The following is a 25,388-nucleotide window of genomic DNA, read 5'->3' as shown; positions in this document are numbered from 1 at the left end:
GGGAATGATACGACAGGCTGTCGTGAACGCGGCGTCACCCGCCGACCGAACACTCCGAGGCTGACAAGGCCTTCAGAACCCGCAGAGGTGGCCGACGAACTCCGCGAAGTGGTGGAGCTGGACGACGCCTGCAACCGCCGCGGCGATGGCTACTGTCGCCACTGCCACTGCCGCAACGATCCCCAGTGATGGGTGCCGCGGTGGCCCGATGAGCGCCTGCACCCTCAGCGGTACCGAACTTCCGCCGAACGCAGCGACGAGCCGGTCATGACTCGGACGGCTGAGTGCGACCCGGGCGAGGGCACGGGCGACAAGCCGCCGATCGCCCTCGAGGGCATCGACGGCGGCTTCGTCGGCACTTCGCTCAGTCGCCAAACGTATCTGTGCCGCGAGCGGAATGAGGAACGGGACCAGCGCCGCCGCGAGCTCGCTGGCGTACAGGTACCGGTGGTGGCCGAGCCGAAGGTGAGCTCGCTCGTGGGCGAAGACGACCTTTCGCTCTCGGGGCTCGAGCCGATCGAGCAGTCCGCGCGAAACGACCACACAGCCCGGATCGCCTGGGACCGCGAACGCAATGAACTCGGCATCGTCGACGATGCGGAACCGGCGACCGTCGGCAGAACTGACGGCGCGACGCCAGCGCCGCCGCACCATGAGAGCCCGGAGAAGTCCAGCAGGGAGCAGAATCAATGCCGACATTCCCTCGAAGTAACCCATCTCGTGGTGGTCCGGGATGACCGGGCACGATGAGAGAACCGGAGCCAGCAGCGACACGCGAGCCGCAAACCCCGCGGCAACGAGGACCAGCACGCCCATGACGGTCACCGATACGACAACGGCCACCATGGTCAGCAGTCTGACCGCCAGCATCGGCCGTACGGGCCATCGGATCAGGCCGGCGACGATCCCACCGGTTCCGGCGACCAGTGTCGGCAGGACGAGCGCCCCCGACACTTAGTGGTCCTCGTCCAGGATTCGGCGCAAGACATCAACGTCGTCCGTCGCGAGGGAGTCGATGAACCTGCTCAGCACCGCGGTGCGATCGACGGCCGCTCCGAGTGTGTCGGTCATCGTCGCGGCCCGGTGTTCTGCCTCCGACCTCACCGGCGAGTAGACGAACGAGCGTCCGACACGAGCGCGCTCCAACCGGCCCTTGTCCACCAGTCGTGTGAGCACGGTCGTCATCGTGGTGTAGGCGAGTTCAGGAGCAACGGCGTGCTGCACATCCGCCGCTGACGCGGGAGCGTCGACTGCCCACAGGTAGTCCATCACGTGCTCTTCGAGCGCGCCCATCGCGCGACGTCTGAGAGTCATCCAAGCCTCCTATCCGACGCCGAGGCTACAGGTCCTCCGATCATCGGCGCAGCCTCGAGCAACGCGACAACCGACGATCATCGAACCCGACTCGAGCACCTCAACAATATCCGCCCGGTGCCGACGAGGACGCTACGACACATTGTCGTAGTATCGATCGTGGCGTTGCCCACGAGTCCAACCAGGAGAGTCATGCCCACCGTGTCGATCGGGGTACCGCTATGGAACGCCGAAGACTACGTCGAGGAAGCCTTGGCGTCCCTTCTTGGGCAAAGCCGCAGGCCCGACGAGATCGTGGTCTCGGACAACGCCTCCACGGACAAGTCGCTCGACATTGTGCGTGGCATCGCGGCAGCAGAGCCGTCCATCCGCGTCATCCGCCAACCGGAGAACCTCGGAGCGGCTGCGAACTTCAACATCCTCGCTACGGAGAGCGACGGTGACCTGTTCGCATGGCTGGCGGCCGATGACGTCTGGGCGGAAGATCTTCTCGCAGGATACGTACGAGCCCATCAGACCGAGGACATCGCAGTCGCCTACGGCACCTCGTACTACATCGACGAAGAGGGCGCCCGGGCGGGAGCTCCCGAAACCGCCATATGGAGCGATGCCACCAATCCGGTCGACCGCATAGCGGATCTACTCGCAGATCCTGTGAGAAGTCACTTCCACGTGTGCCACCCAGTCTTCGGTCTCTGCCGCCGGAGTCTGCTTCTCGACACGGGACTCATCCGCGGCTTCGGTGGGTCCGACAAGGCACTGATCTTCGAGTTGGCTCTACGAGGCAGACTGACACAGGTCCCCGAGGCCTTCCTTCGTCGTCGACACCCGAGATCCTCCGTTCCGGCGAACCCTGATGCCGTCTCCCGTCGCAACTGGTTCGACCGCCGCGCACGAGGGGCGCCGATGCCAGTGGCGCGGCTCGCCGCCGCGCTGCTTGCGGCTACCGTCCGAGCGCCGATTCCGGCACGCGATCGCCTCACGGTCGCGCGGCGACTGATCGCCTGGCTGATGTCAGATCGGCGCCCACGCATCATGGGCGGGGAAGTCAAGTCGTGGGTCGCTCAATCGATCGGGGGGTCCCGATGAAGGTCGGCATCCTGGCCGGTGGCCTCGGCACCCGATTCTCGGAGGAGACGCAATGGCGACCGAAGCCCATGGTCGAGATCGGAGGGGTTCCGATCCTCTGGCACATCATGCGGCACTACGCCCACTACGGACACCGCGAGTTCGTCGTTGCGTGCGGCTACAAGGGCGACTACATCAAACGGTGGTTCCGTGATGCCGCCGCCACCATGGGTGACGTGACCGTCGACCTCGGTGCGGGGACCGTTGTCTCGCACGGCGACAGCGCGCCTGGTCTGGACTGGACCGTCGATCTCGTCGATACCGGTCTGCACACCGCGACCGGCGGCAGAATCAAGCGGCTCGAACCCCATCTCGGCCAGTCGACCTGCATGGTCACGTGGGGTGACGGCGTCAGCGACATCGATCTCGACGCCCTTCTGGCCTTTCACCGGTCGCACGGACGGCTCTGCACGGTGACGGCGACCCGGCCTTCGGCCCGGTTCGGACATCTGGAGATCGATGGCGACAAGGTCGTCGAGTTCAGCGAAAAGCCGCAGACGGGTGAAGGCTGGATCAACGGAGCGTTCTTCGTACTCGAACCCGGAGTGTTCGACTACATCTCGGGCGACGAAACGATGTTCGAACGAGAGCCGCTGTCGGGATTGGCTGCGGACGGTGAGCTGATGGCATACCGCCACGAAGGCTTCTGGCAGTGCATGGACACCCTTCGTGACAAGAAGTTGCTCGAGGAACTCTGGCAGGGAGACGCGCCGTGGAAGCTCTGGGATCGCTAGGAGGCCCCCGATGAGGGTGCTTGTAACCGGCCACGACGGCTACATCGGCACTGTGCTCGTGCCGATGTTCGAGGCAGCCGGTCACGACGTCGTCGGCGTCGACTCGATGCTCTTTCGCGGCTGCACGCTCGGAGACGAACCGGTCCCCCCTCGTGAATTCTCCATCGATGCACGCGATGTTGATCTGGAGTTGTTCGCCGACGTCGACGTGGTGGTGCACCTTGCGGCCATCTCCAACGATCCGCTCGGTGATCTGAACCCGGAGTCCACGTTCGCCATCAACCACCGCGCGACGATCGCCGTTGCAGAGATGGCGAAGGAGGCTGGCGTCGCACGCTTCTTGCAGTCGTCCTCGTGCAGCCTCTACGGCGCCCAGGGTGACACGCTCATCGACGAGTCCGCACCGTTCAACCCCGTCACGCCCTACGGAGAATCGAAAGTCCTGGCGGAGAGAGACCTCGCGGAGCTCGCCGACGACACGTTCAGTCCGGTCTACCTGAGAAACGCGACCGCGTACGGCGCATCACCACGGCTTCGCGGTGACCTCGTCGTCAACAACCTCACCGGATTCGCGGTCACCACCGGATACGTCTACCTCAAGAGCGACGGAACCTCGTGGCGGCCGCTCGTGCACATCGAAGACATCGTGCGGGCCTTTCTCGCGCTGGCGACGGCTCCCCGCGACGTCGTCCACAACGAGGCCTTCAACGTCTGTGCGAGCAGCGAGAACTACCGGATACGAGATGTCGCGGAGATCGTGGCCGAGGTCGTGAACGGGAGTGAAGTGCAGTTGTCGAACGATGCGTTCGACGACCCACGCAACTATCGCGTCAGCGGCGAGAAGCTCGCTGCCCTCGTGCCATCGTTCAAGCCACAGTGGACGGTTCGGCGCGGTGTCGAGGAACTGGCTGGGGCATACCGGCGGTACGGGCTGTCCCTCGACGACCTCGAGGGCGACCGCTTCATGAGGGTGAAGCGCATCGCCGGGATGCTCGAGGCACAGACTCTGGGCCCCGATCTTCGCCGCAGACAGACGAGTTGAGGAGTACCGCCGTGCCGATCGAAGCCTGCCGCAGCAGCGGGAGCACTGACCTCCGTGAGTTTCTCGACCTCGGCGTCACGCCATTGGCCGATGCACTGTTGCGTCAGGAGGACCTCGCGAAGCCGGAACCTCGATTTCCACTTCGCTTGGCCTTCTGTCCCGAGTCGGCCCTGGTTCAGATCACCGAAGACGTACCGGCCCAAACGATGTTCGTTGACAACTACCTGTACTTCTCGTCCTTCAGCGACGAACTCCTCGAACACAGTCGTTCCCACGCCGAGGCGCTCATCGAAGAACGCCACCTCGACTCGAGCAGCTTCGTCGTCGAAATCGGGAGCAACGACGGGTATCTGCTCCGAAACTTCTGCGATGCCGGTGTTTCTGCGCTCGGGATTGATCCCGCGCCGGACCAGGCCGCAGCCGCCACCGCGGCCGGCGTACCCAACATGGCCGAGTTCTTCGGGAGGGAGCTGGCCGCGCGGCTCGTCGAGCGTGGACCGCGAGCGGACGTCATCATCGCGAACAACGTGTTCGCGCACATTCCCGACATCAATGACTTCACGGCGGGGATGAAGCTGCTCCTTGCCGAGGATGGCGTGATCCACATCGAGAACCCGAACGTGCAGGACCTCATCGAACGCTGCGCATTCGACACCGTGTACCACGAGCACTTCTACTACCACTCCTGCATGTCGATCGACCGGCAGATGCGTCGTCATGGTCTCTGGCTCAACGACGTCGAGTACTTCCCCGACCTGCACGGCGGCACACTTCGTTGGCACATCGGTCACCATCAAGAGCCGACTGCACGTCTTCTCGACCGCGTCGCGAGTGAAGAAGCTGCGGGCCTAGGCTCATTTGAGTATTACGCGCAGTTCGGTAGGCGAGTGTCGTCGCTGATTCGCGACTTGCGAGAACTGCTGATCGAACTTCGCGCCAACGGTGCTCGAATCGCCGGGTACGGAGCCGCGGCAAAGGGCGCAACGCTGCTGAACACCGCCGATCTCGGCACCGACCTCATCGAGTACGTCGTCGATCGGAACACCTACAAGCAAGGCCTCTTCATGCCCGGCACTCACCAACCGATTCGCGACGTCAGCACCCTCGTCGCGGACAAACCGGACTTCGTCCTACTTCTTGCTTGGAACTTCCGAGACGAGATCATCGCGCAACAACGGGACTACACGACCGGTGGAGGCCAGTTCATCCTTCCCGTTCCCCAACCACAGATCATCGGAGGCGACTGAGATGACGACATGCCCTGCGTGCGCGGCGACTGAACTCCGGTTCATCGACTCCCAGTCCGGTATCCCGGGCAACAGTTGCCTTCTCCTCGACTCTGCAACCGCCGCCGCGGCGTTTCCCACCGGCGACATGACCTTGACCGTCTGTCAAGGTTGTGGGTTCGTCTTCAACGCCACATTTGATCCGACGTTGTCGGAGTACTCAGCTCGCTACGAGGAAACGCAGGGGTGTTCACCTCGGTTCGTCGAATTCGCCCGCGCACTCGCCTCCCGCTGGGTTGAGGACTACGACCTCGTTGATCGAACCGTGCTCGAGATCGGATGCGGTTCGATGGGCGAGTTCTTGCAACTCATGGTCGAGGCGGGAGTCGGACGGGCGGTCGGCGTGGACCCGGCGCTCGAGCCCCGACGCATCGACGTTGCCGAACCGGACCGCTTCGAATGGATACCCGACTTCTATCCGGTGCCGGACATCACGGACGACGTGTCGGCAATCGTCTGTCGCCACACGCTGGAACACATCGCCTCCGTCGGTGACTTCATGCGCTCACTGCGACAGACCATCGGCGCTCGGACCGACGTCATCGTCCTCTTCGAACTCCCGGACGTGCAGCGTGTCTTCGACGAGGTGGCATTCTGGGACGTGTACTACGAGCACTGCTCGTACTTCACGGCGGGCTCACTCGCCCGCCTCTTTCGCGCATCGGGATTCGACCCGATCAAGATCACCCACGAGTACGACGACCAGTACGTCGTCATCGAAGCACGGCCATCCCCCGATGGGCCCCCGTCTCACTCCCCGTCGGGCGGGGCCGAACTTCTCGAGCTGATCGCGAGCGCGGAGGAATACGGCCGGCGAGTGACGACCGTCCGCAGACAGTGGCGCGACCGAGTGAGCGCTGCCGTGGACGAGGGCCAACGAGTGGTGATCTGGGGGGCCGGCTCCAAGGGTGTGTCGTTCCTGACAGGGCTGCGCGAAAACGACATCCAATTCGCCGTGGACATCAACCCGGCGAAACACGGGTTCTTCATGGCTGGAACCGGACAGGAGATCGTGGCGCCTGACTTCCTCGCGACCTACCAGCCCGACCTCGTCGTTGCCATGAACCCGATCTATCTCGACGAGATCCAACAGGAACTCGAGGAACGAGGACTCAGCGCCGAACTCATCGGCGTCTGATCGGCAGCCGGCCGGCATCGATGAGATGTCATGCGGACACGACATAGTCGCTTCGCATGCCTGCGTCCCAATGCCCGGGCACATGGCAACCGATGATCATGTCGCCGGGCTCCTCCATCGTCACGACGATCGATCCGGATTCGCCGGGTGCCAGCACGAGCGTGGGTGAGCCGTGATCGCCTCCGTGCCCGTCATGGTCCGACGCCGCAGTCGAGGCATCGGCCATCTCGGCCTCGGCTGCGTTCTGCGCAGCGAGATCGCCGAACACCGCCTCGTGCTCCACCGCACCGATGTTCGTCATTCGCACTTCGAGAACAGTCCCGAGATCGAGTCTCGGGAGATCACAGCTGTAGCCGAACTCCAGCATGTCGATCTCCACCACATAGTCGACGCTCACCACCACATCCGCGTCGTGGTCATCGACGACAGCGTCGTCCTCATGGTCATCGACCGTGGAGGCCGTGGCATCATCCACGGCTTGAAGTTCACAACTGTTCTCATCGGAGACAGCGAGCGGATCGTCCTCGCCGCAGGCTGCCGCCAGGACAGCCAACGTCGCGAGCGCCGCGCCGACTCGAAGTATCCGGACGTGTGCATGATTCATACCCTGAGCAGACCATGTGGAACGCGGAAGATCACGGGCCTTTGGTCCTGAAGTCGGCGCTGGCTCAATCCACGATGCCGATGGGACTCAATCAGCTCGGTTCGTCGCTTCGACCGAGGGGTAGCGGCTCGGGTCTTCCGCAAAGAGCGCGACACACGCGGGCGAACAGAATCCGTAGCCGTCCAGAGTCGGCCCTGGTCCCGTTTGCGCAGTCGCGGCGTCGAGACGCATGCCACACACGGGATCGATGACCCACTTCCCCTCGTGGTTGCACGGGTCCACCAGGAATGTCTCGACGGGGTCATGGAGACCCTTCACCTGAGTTGGGCCTCGCGGAACAGCTGCGAAGGGCGTTTCGCCGACCGCTCGTGCAACCACCCGCGTCACCATAACCATGCCGGGTTGTGCGAGGGATGCCAGACGAGATGCGAGGTTGACGGTGGAGCCGTAGATGTCGCCGTTGCGGGCCACGACTGGTCCCTAGTGAACGCCGGCGCGGGCGTCGAGACCGAGCTCGTGGACGTCCTCGACGATCTCGCCGGCCACTCGCAGCCCATCGGCCGGATTCGTTGCCTCGACCAGGACGCCGTCGCCTGTAGCCTTGACCAGCCTCACGAGCGGACCGGACCGCCGAACGGCGGACTGTTCGATGGCCACCGCTGCATCGGCGCCGACGTGATCACCGTGCACATCGGTCAACGCGGTGAAGCTCACGAGGTCGACGAACGCCACCGCGGCTTCGATCTGCTCGCTGTTGTCCTCCATCCCCCACCATCCCCCGTCTGGCCGGTCCCGATCGAAGCTAGTCACGCGTGCGGCGCGGCACTCCGGACCCCCGATTGCGGGCACGACGGATGGAAATCCCAAGAGCGACCACCCAGATCAGCAACATCAACGACACGATGAGCAGAGCCAACGAACCCGGACGGTCCCGTGCCTCTTCTGCGCCCGCCTGTGCGGCGGCGGTGTCGACGGACACTGCGAGCACCGACGTAACCTCGACGACGGAGATCCAGACGACTGCGCCGCACCCAGTCGACCGACCCACAGTTGTCGGGCTCATGAACGGCGTCGCTGGGGTCCGTTGCGGCCGATGACGGGTGCTGCGTCTTGCTCCGGCTGCGCGTTCCGACCGAACGAGAGAATGTGGAGGCCGGTGACGGCGACGCCGGTCAACAGGAAGGGGATGCGGAACCAGTCGAGGTCGGGCGGTGGCGCCTTGTGGAACGACTCGGTGAAGTGGATGAACAAGAAGTAGCTGCCGTGCAGGAGTGAGAGAATCAGCACGGTGTGGGCGAGTCGGTGGAGCCAGGTCCAGGCGGGTCGGCCCATTCGTCGCAGTGCCCAATCCGAGGAGGTGGCTGCGAGGACGAGAGCGAGGAGCAGGGCGACCGAGCCGACGAGGTTGGCCAGTCCGAAGCCGGGTTCGAGGCGGGCCTCGCGGCCGAGTTGGGGAATGAATTCGTAGCCGAGGAAGCGACGGAGGCTCCAGCGAGCCCAGCCGTCGAGGATCAGCACGGCGTGCAGTGTTGCGGTCAGGGCGAACCAGATGCCGAGCTGGCGGCGCCACCGCAGCAGACCACGGGCCGAGGGCGCGAGCGTGGCGATGGGGCCGACGGCTAGTGCCGCGACGAGCAGAACGAAGGCGGCGTCACCCACGGCCTTCCACAGCCGCATCTCGGAAACCCAGTCCGGTCGGGTTGTCCAGAAGATCCAGACGAGGCCGGCTGAGCTACCGGCGACAACGACGTGGCGGCCAAGGCGCCGCCGTCGGCTCGAGCCGCTGGACCGGGCGTCGAGTGCGCCCGACCTCGCCCGGGCGCGGCCTCGGGGTCTCCCCTTGGTCTTGCACAACCTGCGGAGTCCTTTCTCCCGACGAAACGTCACCCACTACGACTGACTGTAGTAGCTCCCGGGGACCGATGGCCCCCTCTCGGCGATCTGCGCCGATCCGCCGATTCATCCGGCAGCTCAGCTCGAGCCTGCGACCGTCACTCGTGCGAAGAGTGCCGCGCGTACCACCGCAGCGATGCGGCCGAGCAACGCGGCGGTGAGCGCGACCAGTATCAGGCCGGCAATCGTCTGCGCCGAGGTGACCGCGTCGTCAGTGTCCACTACGTACATCGCGGCTTCCTTGGATGCCGTACTCGTCGATCCGGCGACCACGGGTATCCAGGCCTCGACATCTTGTTGACCCCGTCGTGCTTCGACGTAGACGAACCATCGGCCGTCCTGATCGACGTCGACCCGACCCGTCCAACCGTTCGGCGTCGCCGCAAGCGGTCCGGTCAGCGTGCGGCCGGCGCGACGGGCAACGACGCGAACCGGTTCACCGGCGTCTCCGTCTCCGGCAAGGACAACCTCGACGCTGACGACTCGATCCGTGACCTCGGCGATCAGGGTCACCTCGGTGACCTCGTCGCCTTGACCGGGATCGTGCGCTTCAGCGCGAGGAGGGCCGACCGTCGACGTGGTGACGACAACCGCGAGAGCCATCAGGACGGTGACCGGGGCGCGGCGGAGGGCGAAACGGGCCGCGGGATCCATCACGACGAGAACGGCAGCCACCCCGATGACGGCGAGCACGGCTCCCGCGGCCGCGTCGCCGAGCGTGGGTTGCACGCCGCCGGGCACGGCACCGAGGTAGGGCCAATAGGTGGCAAACAGCGCGGCGACGAAGACCGCCGTCCGGAGCGGCATCACCCATTGCATGCGTCGGCCGAGATCCGCGACCGCGAGCGCAGGGAGGACCAACGGAACGACGGGCGTGGAGAACCCGGCCGAGTCCAATCCGACGTACACCCCTGCCATGGCCAGCGTGAAGACCACGCCGGCCCACGTCGCCGGCCAGCGAACCCGGTGCGATCCCGCGGCCTGCACGGTGATGGCCGCCGCGGCAAGGCCGGTGGCCATCACCGGCAGGTACCACAGCGGCGAGAACTGGGCGACGTCGGTGTCGTACTCCAACACCAGGACCTGCCAGGCGCCGATCACCGCGGCCCCCGCCGCTCCCCCGACGAGAGTGTTGCCGACACCGGTTCGCGCCGTGGCAATGAACGCCACTCCCGTACCGAGGGCGATCGTCCCTGCCACAGCCGCGAGATGCGGTGGACTCCACAGCACCGCATCGCGCCCGAAGGCCTGGTGCCACCACTCATCCACCGGCGCAGACGCCAGCGTGAACATCGCGCCTGCTACAGCCAGCCCGACCGGCCCCGAAGCCACGGCGCGGTCACCGCGGCGCTGCCATGCCCACCAGATGACGACCGCGACGACCACGGCGACGCCTGCATAGAGGCTGAGGTGAGGCGGGCTGAACAGATCGTCGCGACCGCGATCGGTGTGCCAGGCATCGTCCCAGTAGACGCCGAACAACGCCGTCGCAAAGCCCACGAGAGCGCCCACGACAATCAGTGTGGACCTGCGCTGTTCTGCATCGGACCTCACGCCTGGAGCGTAGAGCTACCTCTCAGGTGGAATGTCAAGGGCGTCTTCGGCTTGGTCTGCCGGGATCAGCGGCTCGCCGCGTCGAGTTCGGTGTTGCTGACCGGCGCCTCGACGTCGGGAGCGGGTCGATGATGGCGGTGGCCGAACGCCATCATGAAGAGCACGCACCCGACCGCCACTGCAACGGCCACTCCGCTGATGAGAAGCGTGGAGCTGAAGGCAACGAGGCCGAGCGCGATGGCCATCGACAGCCCACAGCAGGCGACCATCGCAAGCGCAGCGGCGAACTTCCCTTTCACCGTGTCCAACATGGCATCAACCTCCCGTGTCGAGCCTTCTGCCCGTCCCATCGACTGCCGGCCCCACATCCTTGAGTCATCGCCGAGTCACGAGACCGTCAACTCGACGGCGTGCTCGGCTGGTGGCGACGAGCGGACGCGGTGAGGACCCAAAGCGCGGCAAGAGCGGTCACGGTGACCACGATCGAGGTGACGTGTTGGCGGGTCAGGCCATCACCGACGTGCGGGAGCCAGATCGAACCAACGGCACGAACACCTGCAACCGCGACCGTTGCTGCGGCGACCACGACGGCCGGCGGTCGAACTCGAGCCGCGAGCTCTCGAACGGCGACCGCGGCGACAATCAGCACGGCGGCCATGACCCATCCAATCGGAAACATCGTGGACGACACTCCGGGTGGGCTCAGCCCGACATCGCTCGCGGGACCGAAGCAGCCATCGCGGAAGATGCAGGCTGCCTCGTAGGCGGCGTAGCCGACCATCGCCAGCGGCACGATCGCGGCCACGCGACTCAGGCGCGGGACAGCTGATCGGTGCTCGGTCCAAGCGATCACCGCGGCCGCGCCAATGACGCCGGGCCAGAACTCCACGCCACTGCGGATGATCAGCATGTCCGAGAGGCTGCCGAGCGAGTTGGGGTCGTCCAGGGCAAGGGTGACCAGCCGCCCGACTGCCAGTCCGGCGAACGCGGGGCCGACGGCGACGTCGAGGAACCCGGGTGGCTCGGCGCCTGATGCGGCGAGCGGCGCAGTGTCCAACGGCCACCACCACATGAGCAGCGACGGGACGCCGAAGGCGATGATCACACTGACGAGGAGGCCGTAGTCGATCACCCGAGCGCATCCTCGATCAAGCCGGCGAGCCGCTGTTCGGAGATACCGCCGTCGACCCGGGCGCGAATGGTTCCGTCGGCGTCGAAGACATAGGTGGTGGGGTAGGCGGTCAGACCCAGGGCGACTCGGATCTCGCCGGTCGTGTCGTAGACGTTCGGGTAGCTGAGCCCGAGCTCTCGGAGGAAGTCCTGTGCCGCGTCGGGGTCGTCGTTGGACGCGATCCCCAGGATCACGGCTTCACCCGCGTAGGTGTCGGCGGCCGACTGCAGCAATGGCATTTCAGTTCGGCATGGCGCGCACCATGACGCCCAGATGTTGACCACCACCGGTCGGCCTCGCTGGCCGACAAGGATCGCCTCGAATTCATCGAGGCCCACCGACGGGAAGGAACCGTCGGCTGGCAGCTCCATGGGGTCGCCCGACGCGACGAAGTCGGGCAGATCGGGTTCACGCAGCGCGGTCCAGCCCGCCCACGCCGCGATCGCGACGACGATCGCGACCACCGCAAGCCGTCGCGTCGTCAATCGGTTCTCGGCCTCGCCGTCGGGGGTCGCGCTCGTCATTACGACAGTTTGTCGTAGTCTTGCCGGGTGCAGAGGTCACCTCGATGATCAGCGGCCCGATCGCGCTGGCGTTCACGGCAGGCATGGTCGCGACGTTCAACCCGTGTGGGTTCTCGCTGCTCCCCGCCTACATCGGCGCGTTCGTTGCCGGTGACCAGGTGCACGACCGCCTCGACCAGCGAATCCTGCGTGCGGTCGGTGTCGCCGCCGCGGTCTCGGTCGGGTTCATCGTCGTGTTCGCCTCGGTCGGGCTCATCATCGACAGCATCGCGGGAGAGGCCCGGCGCCAGCTCCCCTGGGTCACGATCGTCATCGGCGGGCTGCTCGTCGTTGCCGGGTTGGCCATGGCGGTGGGCTGGAAACCGACGCTTGCGATCCGCGGGCCACGGTTCTCGACCGGCGCGAACAGCCCGAAGGTGATGGTCGGCTACGGGATCACCTACGCCGTCGCGTCACTGTCGTGCACGATCGGACCATTCCTCGCCGTCACCGGCACCGCGCTTTCTCAGTCCACCGCCGAGGGACTGGCCACCTACATCGCCTACGCCCTCGGCATGGGCATCATCATCCTGGTGCTCAGCGTCGCCTCCGCGCTCGCCCACAGCACCGTGGCCAACCACATGCGACGACTCTCACGCATCGCCCCACGCGTCGGCGGCATCCTCATGGTGGCAGCCGGCGCATACGCCATCTGGTACGGACGATGGGAACTCGCCGTCTATGACGGCAACCTCGACACCGACCCGGTGATCGAGACCGCAGAGGACATCCGCCTCTGGTTCGTCGAGACCATTCAGTCCGTCGGCTCCCAACGGCTGGCCCTGTTGGCCGCGCTCGCTATCGCCACGGTGGTTGCGCTCACCCGGCTCCGCAGCCAGACCACCGCGGCCGCGCCGCCCGCCGCCTCGACCGATCCCGACGTCGGCGCGACCCGAAGCCGCACATGACCACGCGACCCGATGGGAGCATCATGACCAACAAACAAACGAAACGGGCACGACGGGAGGCCGCCCGACGCGCACGACAACGCCGACAGCGCATCCGCTGGGCCGCCGCGGCCGTGATCGTCCTCGCGGTGACCGGGATCGTCCTCTTCGCGGGAGGATCCGACGACCAGGTCGCTGCGCTCGCGCCCGACTTCGAGCTCGAAACGCCCGAAGGCGAGACGGTCCGCCTCAGCGACTACCGAGGACAACCGGTCGCCGTCACCTTCATGCACACCTATTGAGTGGCGTGCAACGCCAGTGCCCCCGAGTTGCGGGCGGCCTACGACATCCACAACGCTCACGGTTTCGAAGTTCTCTCGGTCAGTATCCAAGAACCCGACGCCGCAGTCGACGACTTCGTGGCCAGGTACGGCCTCGACTACCAGTTCCTCATGGATCGCACCGGCGAGATCAGTAGCGCTTACGAGGTCACGAGCACCCCGAGCACGTTCTTCATCGCCCCCGACGGCACGATCGCCGACAGCACCACAGGCGTGGTGAGCCGCAGCTGGCTCGAAGGAAACATCGACGACTACATCAGTTCCTGACCACTACTGCTGCGCAAGAACCGACGCCGCCGCCAAGGTCAGCTGGCCGGAGGCCGCGACCTGAGGTGGCGGCGCAGGATCGATCGATTGCCGACATCGAGGCCGGCGACGAAATGGTTGAGCGCTAGTGCCGGATCGTCGGCCGCCCGCAGAATCTCGGCCATCGCCCCGGCCGTGCGTTCTTCCGACGTCAGTCGTGGCCGGTACTCGTGGGTCCGCCCCACAGCGCGACGATCGAGCTCCCCCTTCTGGTGAAGGCGGCGGAGGACCGTGACCACAGTGGTGTGCGCCAACGGGTCGGGGATGGCATCGAGCACCAGTGCCGGAGTCGCCCACGAATCGAGTCGCCAGAGCGACCGCAAGACCAACGCCTCCAACTCCCCACTCCCCCGCCGCCTGGAGCTCGCGCCGCGAGTCATGGGCCCCCCATCAACCAAGTGAATTCCGCACTGATGGCAAACAGCGAGACTCCCATCATGACAGCGATTGCAAGTACGCCCCAATAGCGACTCCGTGACGCGTCGACGGCCAACCGTCGGGGAGAGCCCGACGGTTCCCCTGCGAGACGTAGCGCGCCGGAGATCGGGGCGACGCCAAGCTGTTGCCGACTCGCTGCGTCCGCCGAGACCTCGAGCGAGAGGCGCAACGTCGCAGCAGCCCGGTGGATTCCGGGCACGAACCAGCACGAACGCTCCGCGACGCGTGCGAGGAGAAGGTCTCGGTGGTGGCCCATCCGCAGGTGCGCCTGCTCATGGTGAATGAGGGCCCGCAGCTCGTCGTCGCACAGCTGGACCAGTGCCCCCTGCGAGACGAGAACGCACTCGTCGTCGCCGGGCACCGCCATCGCGTACACATCGCTGCGGTCGATGGGCGCGATCGAGATGTCGTCGATGCGCCGCCGCGGAAGGTGGTGAAGCTCGCGTCGGATCCATCGGCGCCTCCTCGCCGCGAACGCAATTGTGCGGGGCGCCGATACGAGCGCGGACGTGGCCATAGCGAGGCTCACCCAGCCGACCGCCGGTACGCCGCCAATGAGGTGGCGCTGCGCTGCCCCGGCTCCGGAGTCGCCCCGAAGCGCATTGGCACACGCCATCAGGGTCACGACGGCGAGGAAGCCGCCAAGCATCAGCGCCCAGACCGACATCAGTCGCACCGTGGTTCCCGCCGCACCTGCACGCCGCGCGAGACGTGGTAGCAGTAGGAGCGTCATGGTCGCTGTGATCAACTGGACGGTCACGGTCCACTCCCGTCGGCGGTACAAGTCAAGATAGCCGACTCCTCACTCGCGGCAAGGAGGAAGACCGGCCGGGGTTCGAGCCACGTCAACTACAGGTTGTAGTTGACGTGGCGCCATCCCCGCGGTTAGCTCCACGTAGGGGGGGTAACGATGGCGACCCGCAGAAACCTGATCGTTGGCGTGTCGTGGGTCATCCTGTCGGTGATCGGGCTTGTCGTCGCCGGCAACACCGAGATCCATCCCTTTGGTGCCTCGCGAGAAGCACGGATCTCCGATGACGCCTTCGACTTCTTGCTCTACCTCTCGATCCCCGTCATGGCGTTCGTTCTCGTCATGGGCGGCTATGCGGTCTTCCGAGACCGGGATCGAGGAGCCGACGAGGATGGAGCGCCGATCCGCGACAATCGTCCCTTCGTTTCGGCGTGGGTGCTCATCACGAGCGCCCTGGCGGTACTCGTCATCATCACGCCGGGCTTCACCGGACTCGACGAACTGAGGGCCGAGCCCGAACCGGAGGTCATCATCGACGTCCAGGGCGAGCGCTGGAGCTGGGAGTTCATCTACGTCGACTCCGATCGCCGAACCCGAGGCACCCTGGTCCTCCCGATCGACACGCGGGTCATGTTCCGGGTCACCTCGACCGACGTCATCCATTCGTTCTGGATTCCCGCCATGCGTATCAAGATCGATGCCATCCCGGGCACCATCACCACCACGATGGTCACAGCCGAGAAGCTCGGCTCGTTCTCTGACGAGTCCCTGTTGCGGGTCCAATGCGCCGAGTTGTGTGGCGTTGGCCACGCTCGCATGTGGACCCAGGTTGAAGTCGTCACCCAAGAAGAGTTCGAGGCGTTCGTCAATGGCTAGTCACCCGGCCCCGCCACCGGACCCGACCGGGGGAGGAATCGGCACATGAGAGTGATATGGGGCGTCGTAGGCGGCGCCGTTGGATTCCTCATTGGGGCGGTCCTCATCATGTCAGTACGGGCCGCGTCTGGTTCAGCCGCGTGGGAGGTCGAGTCCGTCACCGCCGGGGCCTGGCTCTTCGGCGTCGCCGGCTGGCTGCTCGGAGTCGGAGTATGGCGGTACTGGGTCCGGACCTGGTTCGGTCGAGAACCGGCCAGCTACACGGCGGCTGGCAAACATCGGTATTTCGACTTCGACACAGACCACAAGGTGATCGGCATCCAGTACCTCATCACCTTCCTCTTCATGTTCTTTCTGGCGGGTCTCTTCGCCATGCTCATGCGATACGAACTCATGAGCACCGGTGAAGACCTGGTTGGGTCGGACCAGTACAACTCGATCATGAGCCTGCACGGCACAATGATGGTGTTCGTGGCCGTCGCCGCGACGGTGGGCGCCTTCGGCAACTACGTCGTCCCTATCATGATCGGCGCCGACGACATGGCGTTCCCCAAACTCAACGCTCTGTCGTACTGGCTCGTGCCACCCGTACTCGTCGCCCTGACCGCCTCCTTCCTTGCCGGCGGGTACGACACGGGCTGGACTGGATACGCCCCTCTGTCGGTTGAGTCGGACACCGGTGGGCTCTTCTTCAACCTCGCGTTCTTCACGCTCGGGCTGTCCTCGATCATCGGCGCCCTCAACATCATCGTCACCGTCGTCGGTATGCGCGCGCCGGGCATGACCTGGACCCGGCTGCCGATCTTTGTCTGGTCGATCTTCGTCACCGCGATTCTCGCTCTGGTGTTCACCCAGTTCATCGGCCTTGCTATGCTGCTGGTGATTCTCGACCGTACTGCAGGCACGATATTTTTCGACCCTGCATCGGGCGGCGAGCCGTTGTTGTATCAACACGTGTTCTGGTTCTATTCACATCCGGCCGTCTACATAATGATCATCCCGGCGTTCGGGATCACACTCGAAACCATCTCGCATTTCAGCCGCAAGCCGCTGTTCGGCTATCGCTGGGCAGTGGGCGGCTTGCTGGGCATCATGGGAATGAGTTCGATCGTGTGGGCCCACCACATGTTCACGAGTGGTATGCCTGAGGCGCTTCGAAAGCCCTTCCTCGCAACGACCGAGCTGATCTCGATACCCACCGGCCTGATTTTCCTAAGCGCCCTCGGCACGCTGTGGTTGGGTCGTATCCGGTTCACCGTGCCGATGCTCTTTTCGCTTGGCGTTCTATTCAACTTCCTGATCGGAGGTGTCACCGGCGTCTTCTTGGCCGACGTTCCTGTCGACATCCAACTGCAGGACACGTACTTCGTCGTCGCCCACTTCCACTACGTGATTCTCGGCGGCGGCATCTTCGGTCTGTTCGGTGCGATCTACTACTGGTTCCCCAAGATGACCGGGCGCATGATGAACGCCCGGCTGGGCAAGGTCCACTTCTGGTGGATGATCATTGGGTTCAACGCCACCTTTCTCCCGATGTTCACGTTGGGAATCCAAGGCATGAACCGGCGTGTCGCCGACTACTCGCCCGAGTTGGAGGATGCGAACCGTGCCGTCTCTCTGGGCGGATTCTTCCTCGGAACGAGTTTTGTCATCTTCCTGTGGAATTTCATCATGAGTTGGCGCCGCGGCGAGTCCGCTCCTGTGAACCCGTGGGGTGCCCGAACACTCGAGTGGCAGATCCCATCGCCGCCCCCGCACGAGAACTTCGAGACGCAGCCCGTCGTACTGGCCGATCCCTACGGCTACGGCGAGCCCGACTCGGTCCATGCCGACCTGAACGCGGCCGGAAGCGCCGCTGGAGGTGAGTTCTCATGACCCGGCTTCGAGAGTCACCGGGCGCACAGACCGTCCTGCTTCTCGCCGCGCTGACGCTGATCGAGTACGTCGCCAGCGTGGGCGAGTGGTCCGGGCTCTTTGTATGGCTCACCGTCCTCGGTCTGGCAAAGGCCGGCCTGATCGTTCGCTCGTTCATGCAGTTGATGAACATCAGGGCGGTGAGCTGAATGACTTCCACCGTCGTTCCCGCAGCGCCGACCTATGGCCGCTTGCGGCTCAACCGAGTCGGACTCTGGCTATTCATGGCATCCGAGCTGATGCTCTTCGCCGGAATTCTCGCCACACGATTCGCTCTGCTTGGCACCGAAGTCGACGAACACGTGTCGCAGACCATCGGGCTGGTCATCACGTCGATCCTCCTTGCCTCCAGTTACACCGCGTTCCGGGCGGAGCACGCGGCATCGCACGGCGACCGCGCCGGTACGACCCGGTACCTCGGCCTGACCCTCTTGCTCGGAGCCGTGTTCCTAGGCGGTGTCGCGATCGAGTGGACTGAGGCCTTCGACGCGTTCCCACCGGGAACCGAGTACGGCTCCATCTTCTTCCTGATGACCGGAGTTCACGCGTTTCACGTCGTCACGGGCCTGATCTTCTTGGGGATCGTCGCCGGCGGAGCTCGCCGTGGCCGCTACGACGAGGATCCGTGGCCGGTCGAGGCCGGTGTGAAGTACTGGCATTTCGTCGACGTCGTGTGGGTGTTCTTCTACCCCGCGCTCTACCTGATCTGACAACGAACGGGGGCATCTGACTCCCGCGCATAATTCCGAGGAGTGGTTCGATGCGTATGAGAGCGATAACGGCAGTGACGACAGTGTCTGCCCTCTTCGGAGCAGGCTGTGGCATGGGCGGCGATGAGGTCGTCGTCCGTCCGGATGCGACTGGTGAGGTCGTGATCGACCTCACCGAGTTCAACTTCGGTCTCGACGTCATCGAAGTCGTGGCCGGCGAGACGATCACGTTCGTGTTGGTGAACGAGGGTGCGAATGAGCACGAGTTCATGGTCGGGCGCAATCTGCAGACCACCACTCTCGGTTACCCCAACGGATTCGAACACGATCTCTTCGAAGGATTGACACCAGTGGTGGAGCCACCGGGTGCGGGAATGTTCATGGGCGCGGGAATGGACATGAGCGACATGGACATGAGCGACATGGACATGAGCGACATGGACATGAGCGACATGGACATGAGCGACATGGACATGAGCGACACGGACATGAGCGACACGGACATGGACGGCGAGGAGCACGCGGACGACATGGACATGAGCGACATGGACATGAGCGACACGGACATGGACGGCGAGGAGCACGCGGACGACATGGACATGAGCGACACGGACATGAGCGACACGGACATGAGCGACACGGACATGAGCGACACGGACATGAGCGACACGGACATGGACGGCGAGGAGCACGCGGACGACGACGGCGAAGCGCACGCCGGTTTCATGGTGGTGCGCCGCGCCGGGGAGATCGCACGAGTCACCATCACGATCCCTGACGACGCACTCGGCACATGGGAGATCGGATGTTTCCAAGGACGCGGCGCGCACTGGGACGCGGGCATGCGAGCGAAGTTGGTCGTGCTGGCGGCCTGAGGTGGACGCCGTGACCGCCACGCACACGTCCAGCGTCCGCGACTATGTCGCGCTGACCAAACCGAGAATCATCGAACTGCTGCTTGTGACGACGGTCCCGGTCATGGTCTTGGCCGCCCCCGGTTGGCCAGGGACGGCTCTGGTGGCCGCGACGGTACTTGGTGGGACGCTCTCGGCGGGCGGCGCCAACGTGTTGAACATGGTCTGGGACCGCGACATCGACGCTGCGATGGAGCGCACGGCGAGCCGACCACTCGTGACCGGCGCGATCCCGGTCACGAACGCGCTTGTCTTCGGACTCGCGCTCGGGGCGCTTGGTCACGGCGTACTGTGGTGGCAGGTCGGCGCCGCTGCCGCGTGGCTGACGACGGGTGCGCTCGGCTTCTATGTCGTGGTCTACACCATGATCCTCAAGCGTCGCACCGCGCAGAACATCGTGATAGGTGGCATTGCTGGCGCAGTTCCGGTGTTGGTCGGCTGGGTCGCCGTGACTGGCGAACTGTCCTCGGCGGCATTCGCGCTCTTCCTCGTCGTCTGTCTGTGGACGCCGCCACACTTCTGGGCGTTGGCCATCCACTACCGCGAGGACTATCGCGGGGTCGGTGTACCGATGCTCCCGGTCGTGGCGGGGATCGACCGCACCTTGAGCCAGATTCGCCTCTACACGTGGGCGACCGTTCTCGTGTCACTGACCCCGATGTCTGGAGACGACGTTGGCGCCGTATATGGCATCGGTGCGATCGCCGCTGGCGTGTGGTTCATCACCGCCGCGTATCAGCTCGATGAGGAGCGGGCCATGCGCTTCTTCCGGGTCAGCATCACCTACCTCGCGGTCGTATTCGCGGCCGTCGGGGCACAGGGCGTCTGGTCGGGCATTTGAACCATCCCCGCACCTCGCCCACCGATGCTGCGGCGTGGCCGAGGGATGCGGGCTCCCGGCTGGCTGCGTGCGGCCTTGCGCTCTGCTTGGGTCTTGTCGCGGCGGGTTGTGGCGAAGCGGCGGGCACGCAGCGGATGCTCGCGGCGCCGGTTGCCGGCAGCGTGCCACCAGCCGGCGCGCCGGCGGACGCGGATGCCGACGAGTTCCGTCGCATCCTTGCGTCGTTAGACGGCATGCCGGTCGTGGTGAACTACTGGGCCTCGTGGTGTGCACCTTGCCGGTCCGAGATGCCGATCCTGGTCGCTGCGGCCGTCGAACTTGAGGGCTCGGTGGCGTTTCTCGGTGTGGCAAGCGAAGACCGTCGTGAAGACGCTGACGAGTTCATCCGCGAGTTCGCCGTCCCCTACCCGAATCTTCTCGATGCCGACGGAAGCATCGGAGCGCTCGTTGACCTGGTCGGCCTTCCTGCGACTCTGATCGTTGGGCGCGACGGCCGACTCGTCGCCCGCCACGACGGCGTCCTGACCGAAGACCGCCTTGAGGAGCTGCTCGCGGCGGTGAGCTGAACGATTGCGCGGCCGTTGCGCACGGCTCGCCACCGGCCCTCGGGTGCTTGTGGAAAGCCGCTCCAGGGTGCTGGATGCCATTGAACAACGCGACATCCCTGGCACTAGTCATCGAGACGCCACGACGGGGACACCGTTCGAGACCGCTGCATCTGCCAGGCTGTCGTCGTAGGTGATCAGTCCGTCGAGGTCGTCGCCAAGGTCGAGCGCTGAAGCGAGATGAATCGCGTCGAGCGACCGCAGCCCGGACGGATCAAGCCTGCCAGCACTCTCGAACACCGCTGGCGTGACGTGGACTGTCTCTGGCTCGGCTACCACCAACTTGACCAACGCCGACGTATCAACATAGAACGCCACCTCAGTACCGCTCGTCGTCTCTCATCTCCAACAGCGCGCGCGACATGGCGGGCCCGGGCTCGGGGGCCGCCAGATCGATCAACCTGTCGCGCGCCGGTCGAGCACTTCCTTCGTCGATCAACCCTCGTATACGCGACTTCGGAATCGCCGACATCCGAGCAACAGGACGGCCACGATCCGTGATCGTCACCGTCTCCCCAGCTACAGCCTGAGCGACCACCGCCGACGCGTTCTGCTTGAGCGCACGGATCCCAACTTCAGACATGTGCTTCAATGAAGCACATGTGGGGTTGAAGGCAACCCGCGAGCGAGACGCCCAAGCACGAGACGTCTACCAGGTCCAGGCGGGTCGGCCCATTCGTCGCAGTGCCCAATCCGAGGAGGTGGCTCCGAGGACGAGAGCGAGGAGCAGGGCTACCGAGCCGACGAGGTCGGCCAGTCCGAAGCCGGGTTCGAGGCGGGCCTCGCGGCCGAGTTGGGGAATGAACTCATAGCCAAGGAAGCGACGGAGGCTCCAGCGAGCCCAGCCGTCGAGAATCAACACTGCGTGTAGTGTCGCGGTCAGGGCGAACCAGATGGCGAGCTGGCGGCGCCAACGCAGCAGACCACGGGCCGACTCCGGCGCGCACGGCAACGCCCACAGCGCATCCGCTGGGCGACCGCCACGGCGGTGATCGTCCCAGGGGTCTGCCGCGGTTGGAGGTGACAGGTTGGTTATGCGGCGAGGGCCGCGGGTGGGGTCATGATGGTTTCGTATTCTTCGGGGGTCAATCGGCCGAGGGCGGGTTGGCGTCGGCGGCGGTGGTAGGTGCGTTCGATCCAGGTGACGATCGCGATGCGAAGCTCGTCGCGAGTTTCCCAGCGGCGGGTGTTGAGCACGTTCTTCTGCAGTAGCGAGAAGAAGGACTCCATAGCGGCGTTGTCGGCCGCAGTGCCGACTTGGCCCATCGAGCCGACCATGCGATGCCTCGTGAGTGCCCGGTGGACCTTCCGTGAATGAAATTGGCTACCCCTGTCCGAATGCAGAATGCAGCCGGCGACATCGCCTCGCCGGGCGGCGGCCATCTCGATCGCAGCGACCACGAGGCGGGCCTTCATTCGTTCGTCGATGGCCCAGCCCACGATCCGGTTCGACCACAGGTCCTTGATCGCGCAGCAGTAGATCTTGCCTTCGGCGCTGCGATGCTCCGTCAAGTCCGCAACCCACACCTGATTCGGGCCATCGGCTGAGAACTCGCGGCGGACCAGATCGTCGTGCGCAGCCGTCGCTGGCGATGACTTCTTGCGGGTCTTCTTCTTGCCGAAGCTGCACCACCAGCCGTTCTCGCTGGCGATGCGCCACACCGTTCGGTCACCGACGTCGATGTGGCCGGCGGCGCGGACTTCATCGGCGAGGAACCGATACCCGAACTCCGGGTCGTCGCGATGCGCGTCGAACACCGCGTTCGCCACATAGGCCTCATCGAGCTCGGCATCGGTGAACGGCTGATCGAGCCAGCGGTAGTACTGCTGGCGACACAGCTTCAACACCCGGCACGTCACCGTGACGGGGATCCCGTCAGCGGCAAGGTCGCGAACGACCGGGAACATCATTTTGGGGGCAGGTTCGCCTGCCCGAGATACGCAGCCGCACGGCGCAGCACCTCGTTCTCTTGCTCGAGGAGCTTCACCCGGCGGCGCAGCTCCCGATTCTCTTTCGCTTCCGCGGAGGTGACGCCGGTCTTCTCGCCGGCATCGATCGCCGCTTGGCGGATCCACTTCGACAACGTCATCGCGTGGATCCCGAAATCCTCGGCGACCGACTCGAGCGTTACTCCCGGACCGCGTTGGCGAGCGACCCGCACGACGTCGTCGCGGAACTCCTTCGGATAGGGCTTGGGCATAGTGACATCCTTCCAGGCCCGCCGAAGCAAGCCAGATCAGTTGTCACCTCCAACCGCGGCAGACCCCAGCGCCTCGAAGTGCTATCGGTCAGCATCCAAGAGAACCAACGAAGAGGTGGATGCGTTCATCGTCATCGGCTGGACTACCCATTCCTGATGGATCGGACCGGAAATCAGCACGCTCTACCGCCAACCCAGAACATCGAGTCGGGCACGACCTCACTGGACCTCGAGCAGAGTCATCATCCCGGCTTCCGCGTGCTCCTGGATGTGGCAGTGCACTGCCCACAGCCCTTCATCGGTGGCCCGCATTGCGATGTCGACGGTTTGGTTCGAATACACGAGAACGGTGTCACGGAAGTGCCCCTCGTCGATGGGTTCGCCGTCGATCGCCGTGACCATGAAGAACTGGCCATGGAAGTGAATCGGGTGGAGGGCCTGCGAGTCGTTCTTCAGCCGAAAGGTGTGGATGCGGTCGGACTCGATGGTGAGCGTCTCGGCGTCGGCGTAGCTGCGACCGTTGAATCCCCACTGCGGCGACATCATGCCGGCCAGGAAGTCGAGCGAGTACTCGTGGTCGATTTCGAGGTCAGCGAGCGCGGCGGTCTCGGGGACTTCCCGGTTCACCGGCGACACGACCTGCCCGACAGCTGCGACCGGAGCACCGTGAGGATCGATCGTTGCGATGTCGAATCCTTCGCCGTTGAAGCTCTCGGACACCCGGACCGGCCCGTCGGGCATCTCGAACTCGATGTCGACCCGGTTGCCAGGAGCAAGAACAACACCGTTTCCGTCGAAGGGCTCGCGAGCCAGCATTCCGTCGACCGCTATGGCCCGGGGAGCCACGCCGTCGAACACGGGCGCCATCACCCTCGCATTGCTGGCGTTGACCATCCGAACCCGGATGCGTTCGCCCGGCCGCGCTGTCAGGGTCGGGAAGACGACCCCGTTCGTCGTGACGACGTTGCCCCACCGACCGTTGTGGGTGATGTCGGGCATCTCGTTGAATCCCTCGAAGAGAGAGCCATCGCGGTTGAGCAACCAATCGTCGATCATCCACACGAGGTCCTGGTCGTAGTGAGGCTCGTCCGGGTCGACCACCACGAGGCTTCCGTACAGCCCCCGCTCGATCTGCTCAGACCCTCTGTTGTGCGAATGAAACCAGAACGTGCCGGCGTCTTTGGGCACGAACTCGTAGCGGAACGCACCGCCCGGCTCGATCGCCGCCTGGTTGACTCCAGGGACGCCGTCCATCGCGTTCGGGACGCGAACACCGTGCCAGTGGATCGACGTGGCCTGTGGGAGTTGATTGTCGAGGTTGACAACCACTGTGTCGCCCAACTCGACACGAATCTCCGGGCCCGGAACGCTGCCGTTGTAGGCCCACGCCTCGACATCCATGCCGTCCGCCAGCGCGAGCGTGGTCGGCTCGGCGACGAGGTCGAACTCCCTGATCTCCCCCGATGCCGAAAGCGACAGCGGATAGGCTCCGGCGAAGTCCGCCAGCACAGCCGCGCGATCGCCAGTTCCCGGCTCGGACGGGTCCCCGAGGGCGTAGTAGACGGCTCCGGCCACTCCGAGCGCGACAGCGACAACAGCGGCAACGCCCGATCGATTCACGGCACCAACCTAATGTCTTCCGGCGCCGCCTACGACTGGCTGTAGTAGGCCGTTAGGATCACCGCCGTGCGATCACCCTGGTTCCTGCTCACCGCCCTCGCACTGCTCGCGGCGACTGCATGTGGCGCCGACGAACCGAGCGATGCGGCGGCGACCGAGCGTCTCGTCTCCACCGCGACCGGCGGCCAGGTCGACTTCAACTCCCTGGAAGGCACCGACACCCTCTTGTGGTTCTGGGCTCCGTGGTGACCGACGTGTCGAGCGGAAGCCCCTGCGGTCGCAGAGGTGCACAGAATCTACGGAGACCGGGTCGACTTCGTCGGCGTCGCAGGGCGAGATGACCTGTCCGCAATAGACGAGTTCATCGACACGTTCGATGTTGGTGCATTCGAGCACGCGGTCGACTCGGATGGATCGGTCTGGCGAGACTTCGAGATCTCGACCCAGCCGTCGTTCGTGTTCATGGATGCCGACGGCGCAACGACGACGCACGTCGGCGCCCTCGGCGTCGACGGCCTGACCGAGCGACTCGATGATCTCACCTCCTGATCCAACGG

Annotated in this window: 33 protein-coding genes; 17 read left to right on the top strand and 16 right to left on the bottom strand. The window is 65.0% G+C overall.

From position 1 onward, the window contains the following. Nucleotides 1–72: 72 nt before the first annotated feature. Both R8F63_20920 and R8F63_20915 read right to left on the bottom strand, forming a co-directional pair. Entirely contained in the window at nucleotides 73–846 is a 774-nt protein-coding gene (locus tag R8F63_20920) for a M56 family metallopeptidase (protein ID MDW3221075.1), read from the bottom strand. Nucleotides 847–954: 108 nt separating this feature from the next. Beyond that, nucleotides 955–1,314 carry a BlaI/MecI/CopY family transcriptional regulator gene (locus R8F63_20915; GenBank protein ID MDW3221074.1) on the bottom strand — a complete coding sequence of 120 codons (360 nt, stop codon included), beginning with the start codon at nucleotides 1,312–1,314 and terminating at the stop codon, nucleotides 955–957. 192 nt (nucleotides 1,315–1,506) lie between these two features. On the opposite strand from R8F63_20915, the gene R8F63_20910 reads away from it, so the two are divergent. The 5 genes from R8F63_20910 to R8F63_20890 are packed head-to-tail and all read left to right on the top strand — an operon-like array spanning nucleotide 1,507 to nucleotide 6,642. Then, the gene (locus tag R8F63_20910; protein ID MDW3221073.1) at nucleotides 1,507–2,403 is read left to right on the top strand and encodes a glycosyltransferase family 2 protein; all 897 of its coding nucleotides are present in this window, start codon (nucleotides 1,507–1,509) and stop codon (nucleotides 2,401–2,403) included. Next, nucleotides 2,400–3,176, top strand: a complete 777-nt coding sequence (gene rfbF / locus R8F63_20905) for a glucose-1-phosphate cytidylyltransferase (GenBank protein ID MDW3221072.1) — start codon at nucleotides 2,400–2,402, stop codon at nucleotides 3,174–3,176. The genes R8F63_20910 and rfbF overlap by 4 nt, the downstream gene beginning before the upstream one ends. A gap of 16 nt (nucleotides 3,177–3,192) precedes the next feature. Further along, nucleotides 3,193–4,218, top strand: a complete 1,026-nt coding sequence (locus R8F63_20900; protein MDW3221071.1) for an SDR family oxidoreductase — start codon at nucleotides 3,193–3,195, stop codon at nucleotides 4,216–4,218. 11 nt (nucleotides 4,219–4,229) lie between these two features. Further along, nucleotides 4,230–5,465, top strand: a complete 1,236-nt coding sequence (locus tag R8F63_20895) for a class I SAM-dependent methyltransferase (protein ID MDW3221070.1) — start codon at nucleotides 4,230–4,232, stop codon at nucleotides 5,463–5,465. A 1-nt stretch (nucleotide 5,466) separates the two neighbouring features. Then, complete coding sequence (locus tag R8F63_20890; protein ID MDW3221069.1) at nucleotides 5,467–6,642, top strand: class I SAM-dependent methyltransferase; 1,176 nt, start codon at nucleotides 5,467–5,469, stop codon at nucleotides 6,640–6,642. 28 nt (nucleotides 6,643–6,670) lie between these two features. Here the strand turns inward: R8F63_20890 and R8F63_20885 are convergent, their stop codons facing one another. The 7 genes from R8F63_20885 to R8F63_20855 all read right to left on the bottom strand — a co-directional run bounded on the left by R8F63_20885 (nucleotide 6,671) and on the right by R8F63_20855 (nucleotide 12,388). Further along, nucleotides 6,671–7,117 carry a hypothetical protein gene (locus tag R8F63_20885; protein ID MDW3221068.1) on the bottom strand — a complete coding sequence of 149 codons (447 nt, stop codon included), beginning with the start codon at nucleotides 7,115–7,117 and terminating at the stop codon, nucleotides 6,671–6,673. 609 nt (nucleotides 7,118–7,726) lie between these two features. Continuing rightward, nucleotides 7,727–8,011, bottom strand: a complete 285-nt coding sequence (locus R8F63_20880) for a hypothetical protein (protein ID MDW3221067.1) — start codon at nucleotides 8,009–8,011, stop codon at nucleotides 7,727–7,729. 294 nt (nucleotides 8,012–8,305) lie between these two features. After that, nucleotides 8,306–8,923, bottom strand: a complete 618-nt coding sequence (locus tag R8F63_20875) for a ferric reductase-like transmembrane domain-containing protein (protein MDW3221066.1) — start codon at nucleotides 8,921–8,923, stop codon at nucleotides 8,306–8,308. Between the two features lie 294 nt (nucleotides 8,924–9,217). After that, on the bottom strand, nucleotides 9,218–10,651 hold the full coding sequence (locus R8F63_20870) for a hypothetical protein (GenBank protein MDW3221065.1): 1,434 nt from the start codon (nucleotides 10,649–10,651) through the stop codon (nucleotides 9,218–9,220). A 107-nt stretch (nucleotides 10,652–10,758) separates the two neighbouring features. Then, complete coding sequence (locus tag R8F63_20865; GenBank protein MDW3221064.1) at nucleotides 10,759–11,004, bottom strand: hypothetical protein; 246 nt, start codon at nucleotides 11,002–11,004, stop codon at nucleotides 10,759–10,761. Between the two features lie 86 nt (nucleotides 11,005–11,090). Continuing rightward, nucleotides 11,091–11,825 (bottom strand): hypothetical protein, encoded by a 735-nt coding sequence (locus R8F63_20860; protein ID MDW3221063.1) that lies wholly within the window; start codon nucleotides 11,823–11,825, stop codon nucleotides 11,091–11,093. Continuing rightward, nucleotides 11,822–12,388: a TlpA disulfide reductase family protein gene (locus tag R8F63_20855; protein MDW3221062.1), complete on the bottom strand. Its 567-nt coding sequence runs from the start codon at nucleotides 12,386–12,388 to the stop codon at nucleotides 11,822–11,824. The genes R8F63_20860 and R8F63_20855 overlap by 4 nt, the downstream gene beginning before the upstream one ends. A gap of 44 nt (nucleotides 12,389–12,432) precedes the next feature. Between R8F63_20855 and R8F63_20850 the strand changes: the two genes are divergently transcribed. Genes R8F63_20850 through R8F63_20840 form a run of 3 tightly spaced genes read left to right on the top strand, consistent with a single transcriptional unit; the run spans nucleotide 12,433 to nucleotide 13,922 of the window. Next, entirely contained in the window at nucleotides 12,433–13,335 is a 903-nt protein-coding gene (locus tag R8F63_20850) for a cytochrome c biogenesis CcdA family protein (GenBank protein MDW3221061.1), read from the top strand. Between the two features lie 23 nt (nucleotides 13,336–13,358). Beyond that, entirely contained in the window at nucleotides 13,359–13,616 is a 258-nt protein-coding gene (locus R8F63_20845) for a redoxin domain-containing protein (GenBank protein ID MDW3221060.1), read from the top strand. Next, on the top strand, nucleotides 13,617–13,922 hold the full coding sequence (locus R8F63_20840) for a TlpA disulfide reductase family protein (GenBank protein ID MDW3221059.1): 306 nt from the start codon (nucleotides 13,617–13,619) through the stop codon (nucleotides 13,920–13,922). Between the two features lie 38 nt (nucleotides 13,923–13,960). On the opposite strand, the gene R8F63_20835 is transcribed toward R8F63_20840, so the two are convergent. Both R8F63_20835 and R8F63_20830 read right to left on the bottom strand, forming a co-directional pair. Next, nucleotides 13,961–14,341 (bottom strand): BlaI/MecI/CopY family transcriptional regulator, encoded by a 381-nt coding sequence (locus R8F63_20835; protein ID MDW3221058.1) that lies wholly within the window; start codon nucleotides 14,339–14,341, stop codon nucleotides 13,961–13,963. After that, nucleotides 14,338–15,066, bottom strand: coding sequence for a M56 family metallopeptidase (locus R8F63_20830; protein MDW3221057.1), 729 nt, complete (start codon nucleotides 15,064–15,066; stop codon nucleotides 14,338–14,340). The genes R8F63_20835 and R8F63_20830 overlap by 4 nt, the downstream gene beginning before the upstream one ends. A gap of 243 nt (nucleotides 15,067–15,309) precedes the next feature. Here R8F63_20830 and coxB point away from each other — a divergent pair, with 243 nt between their 5' ends. The 7 genes from coxB to R8F63_20795 all read left to right on the top strand — a co-directional run bounded on the left by coxB (nucleotide 15,310) and on the right by R8F63_20795 (nucleotide 20,971). Further along, the gene (coxB, locus tag R8F63_20825; GenBank protein MDW3221056.1) at nucleotides 15,310–16,026 is read left to right on the top strand and encodes a cytochrome c oxidase subunit II; all 717 of its coding nucleotides are present in this window, start codon (nucleotides 15,310–15,312) and stop codon (nucleotides 16,024–16,026) included. A 45-nt stretch (nucleotides 16,027–16,071) separates the two neighbouring features. Continuing rightward, nucleotides 16,072–17,901 (top strand): cbb3-type cytochrome c oxidase subunit I, encoded by a 1,830-nt coding sequence (locus R8F63_20820; GenBank protein ID MDW3221055.1) that lies wholly within the window; start codon nucleotides 16,072–16,074, stop codon nucleotides 17,899–17,901. Next, nucleotides 17,898–18,089: a hypothetical protein gene (locus tag R8F63_20815; GenBank protein MDW3221054.1), complete on the top strand. Its 192-nt coding sequence runs from the start codon at nucleotides 17,898–17,900 to the stop codon at nucleotides 18,087–18,089. Before R8F63_20820 ends, R8F63_20815 begins: the two co-directional genes overlap by 4 nt. Then, entirely contained in the window at nucleotides 18,090–18,650 is a 561-nt protein-coding gene (locus tag R8F63_20810; GenBank protein ID MDW3221053.1) for a heme-copper oxidase subunit III, read from the top strand. Nucleotides 18,651–18,763: 113 nt separating this feature from the next. After that, nucleotides 18,764–19,525, top strand: a complete 762-nt coding sequence (locus tag R8F63_20805) for a pentapeptide repeat-containing protein (GenBank protein MDW3221052.1) — start codon at nucleotides 18,764–18,766, stop codon at nucleotides 19,523–19,525. Nucleotides 19,526–19,535: 10 nt separating this feature from the next. After that, a complete protein-coding gene (locus tag R8F63_20800) occupies nucleotides 19,536–20,405 on the top strand; it encodes a heme o synthase (GenBank protein ID MDW3221051.1) in 870 nt (289 codons plus the stop codon). 134 nt (nucleotides 20,406–20,539) lie between these two features. Continuing rightward, entirely contained in the window at nucleotides 20,540–20,971 is a 432-nt protein-coding gene (locus tag R8F63_20795; protein MDW3221050.1) for a TlpA disulfide reductase family protein, read from the top strand. 108 nt (nucleotides 20,972–21,079) lie between these two features. Here the strand turns inward: R8F63_20795 and R8F63_20790 are convergent, their stop codons facing one another. The 5 genes from R8F63_20790 to R8F63_20770 form a co-directional block, all read right to left on the bottom strand. Beyond that, on the bottom strand, nucleotides 21,080–21,328 hold the full coding sequence (locus R8F63_20790) for a hypothetical protein (GenBank protein MDW3221049.1): 249 nt from the start codon (nucleotides 21,326–21,328) through the stop codon (nucleotides 21,080–21,082). A gap of 1 nt (nucleotide 21,329) precedes the next feature. Continuing rightward, nucleotides 21,330–21,593 (bottom strand): type II toxin-antitoxin system prevent-host-death family antitoxin, encoded by a 264-nt coding sequence (locus R8F63_20785; protein MDW3221048.1) that lies wholly within the window; start codon nucleotides 21,591–21,593, stop codon nucleotides 21,330–21,332. A 66-nt stretch (nucleotides 21,594–21,659) separates the two neighbouring features. Then, a complete protein-coding gene (locus R8F63_20780) occupies nucleotides 21,660–21,962 on the bottom strand; it encodes a ferric reductase-like transmembrane domain-containing protein (protein MDW3221047.1) in 303 nt (100 codons plus the stop codon). Between the two features lie 80 nt (nucleotides 21,963–22,042). Then, nucleotides 22,043–23,211 (bottom strand): IS3 family transposase gene (locus R8F63_20775; protein ID MDW3221046.1). Its coding sequence is split into 2 segments (ribosomal slippage): nucleotides 22,043–22,936 and nucleotides 22,939–23,211, totalling 1,167 coding nucleotides; the frame shifts between segments, so codons are not numbered across the junction. A 219-nt stretch (nucleotides 23,212–23,430) separates the two neighbouring features. Further along, nucleotides 23,431–24,831, bottom strand: a complete 1,401-nt coding sequence (locus tag R8F63_20770) for a multicopper oxidase family protein (protein ID MDW3221045.1) — start codon at nucleotides 24,829–24,831, stop codon at nucleotides 23,431–23,433. A gap of 66 nt (nucleotides 24,832–24,897) precedes the next feature. On the opposite strand from R8F63_20770, the gene R8F63_20765 reads away from it, so the two are divergent. Both R8F63_20765 and R8F63_20760 read left to right on the top strand, forming a co-directional pair. Beyond that, nucleotides 24,898–25,080, top strand: coding sequence for a hypothetical protein (locus R8F63_20765; GenBank protein ID MDW3221044.1), 183 nt, complete (start codon nucleotides 24,898–24,900; stop codon nucleotides 25,078–25,080). A gap of 36 nt (nucleotides 25,081–25,116) precedes the next feature. Beyond that, nucleotides 25,117–25,380, top strand: coding sequence for a hypothetical protein (locus R8F63_20760; protein ID MDW3221043.1), 264 nt, complete (start codon nucleotides 25,117–25,119; stop codon nucleotides 25,378–25,380). The last annotated feature ends 8 nt before the right edge of the window (nucleotides 25,381–25,388 follow it).

The sequence above is a fragment of the Acidimicrobiales bacterium genome, assembly GCA_033344915.1.
Taxonomy (GTDB): Bacteria; Actinomycetota; Acidimicrobiia; order Acidimicrobiales; family Aldehydirespiratoraceae; genus JAJRXC01.
This window is presented reverse-complemented; position numbering and strand designations above follow the sequence as displayed.

Bases quoted from the DNA above. Each gene is read 5' to 3' on its own strand.
- R8F63_20920 (MDW3221075.1), bottom strand. From the start codon at position 846: ATGGTGGCCGTTGTCGTATCGGTGACCGTCATGGGCGTGCTGGTCCTC.
- R8F63_20915 (MDW3221074.1), bottom strand. From the start codon at position 1,314: ATGACTCTCAGACGTCGCGCGATGGGCGCGCTCGAAGAGCACGTGATG.
- R8F63_20910 (MDW3221073.1), top strand. From the start codon at position 1,507: ATGCCCACCGTGTCGATCGGGGTACCGCTATGGAACGCCGAAGACTAC.
- rfbF (MDW3221072.1), top strand. From the start codon at position 2,400: ATGAAGGTCGGCATCCTGGCCGGTGGCCTCGGCACCCGATTCTCGGAG.
- R8F63_20890 (MDW3221069.1), top strand. From the start codon at position 5,467: ATGACGACATGCCCTGCGTGCGCGGCGACTGAACTCCGGTTCATCGAC.
- R8F63_20880 (MDW3221067.1), bottom strand. From the start codon at position 8,011: ATGGAGGACAACAGCGAGCAGATCGAAGCCGCGGTGGCGTTCGTCGAC.
- R8F63_20875 (MDW3221066.1), bottom strand. From the start codon at position 8,923: ATGCGGCTGTGGAAGGCCGTGGGTGACGCCGCCTTCGTTCTGCTCGTC.
- R8F63_20865 (MDW3221064.1), bottom strand. From the start codon at position 11,004: ATGTTGGACACGGTGAAAGGGAAGTTCGCCGCTGCGCTTGCGATGGTC.
- R8F63_20855 (MDW3221062.1), bottom strand. From the start codon at position 12,388: ATGACGAGCGCGACCCCCGACGGCGAGGCCGAGAACCGATTGACGACG.
- R8F63_20850 (MDW3221061.1), top strand. From the start codon at position 12,433: ATGATCAGCGGCCCGATCGCGCTGGCGTTCACGGCAGGCATGGTCGCG.
- R8F63_20845 (MDW3221060.1), top strand. From the start codon at position 13,359: ATGACCAACAAACAAACGAAACGGGCACGACGGGAGGCCGCCCGACGC.
- R8F63_20835 (MDW3221058.1), bottom strand. From the start codon at position 14,341: ATGACTCGCGGCGCGAGCTCCAGGCGGCGGGGGAGTGGGGAGTTGGAG.
- R8F63_20830 (MDW3221057.1), bottom strand. From the start codon at position 15,066: ATGTCGGTCTGGGCGCTGATGCTTGGCGGCTTCCTCGCCGTCGTGACC.
- coxB (MDW3221056.1), top strand. From the start codon at position 15,310: ATGGCGACCCGCAGAAACCTGATCGTTGGCGTGTCGTGGGTCATCCTG.
- R8F63_20820 (MDW3221055.1), top strand. From the start codon at position 16,072: ATGAGAGTGATATGGGGCGTCGTAGGCGGCGCCGTTGGATTCCTCATT.
- R8F63_20815 (MDW3221054.1), top strand. From the start codon at position 17,898: ATGACCCGGCTTCGAGAGTCACCGGGCGCACAGACCGTCCTGCTTCTC.
- R8F63_20810 (MDW3221053.1), top strand. From the start codon at position 18,090: ATGACTTCCACCGTCGTTCCCGCAGCGCCGACCTATGGCCGCTTGCGG.
- R8F63_20805 (MDW3221052.1), top strand. From the start codon at position 18,764: ATGGGCGGCGATGAGGTCGTCGTCCGTCCGGATGCGACTGGTGAGGTC.
- R8F63_20795 (MDW3221050.1), top strand. From the start codon at position 20,540: ATGCTCGCGGCGCCGGTTGCCGGCAGCGTGCCACCAGCCGGCGCGCCG.
- R8F63_20785 (MDW3221048.1), bottom strand. From the start codon at position 21,593: ATGTCTGAAGTTGGGATCCGTGCGCTCAAGCAGAACGCGTCGGCGGTG.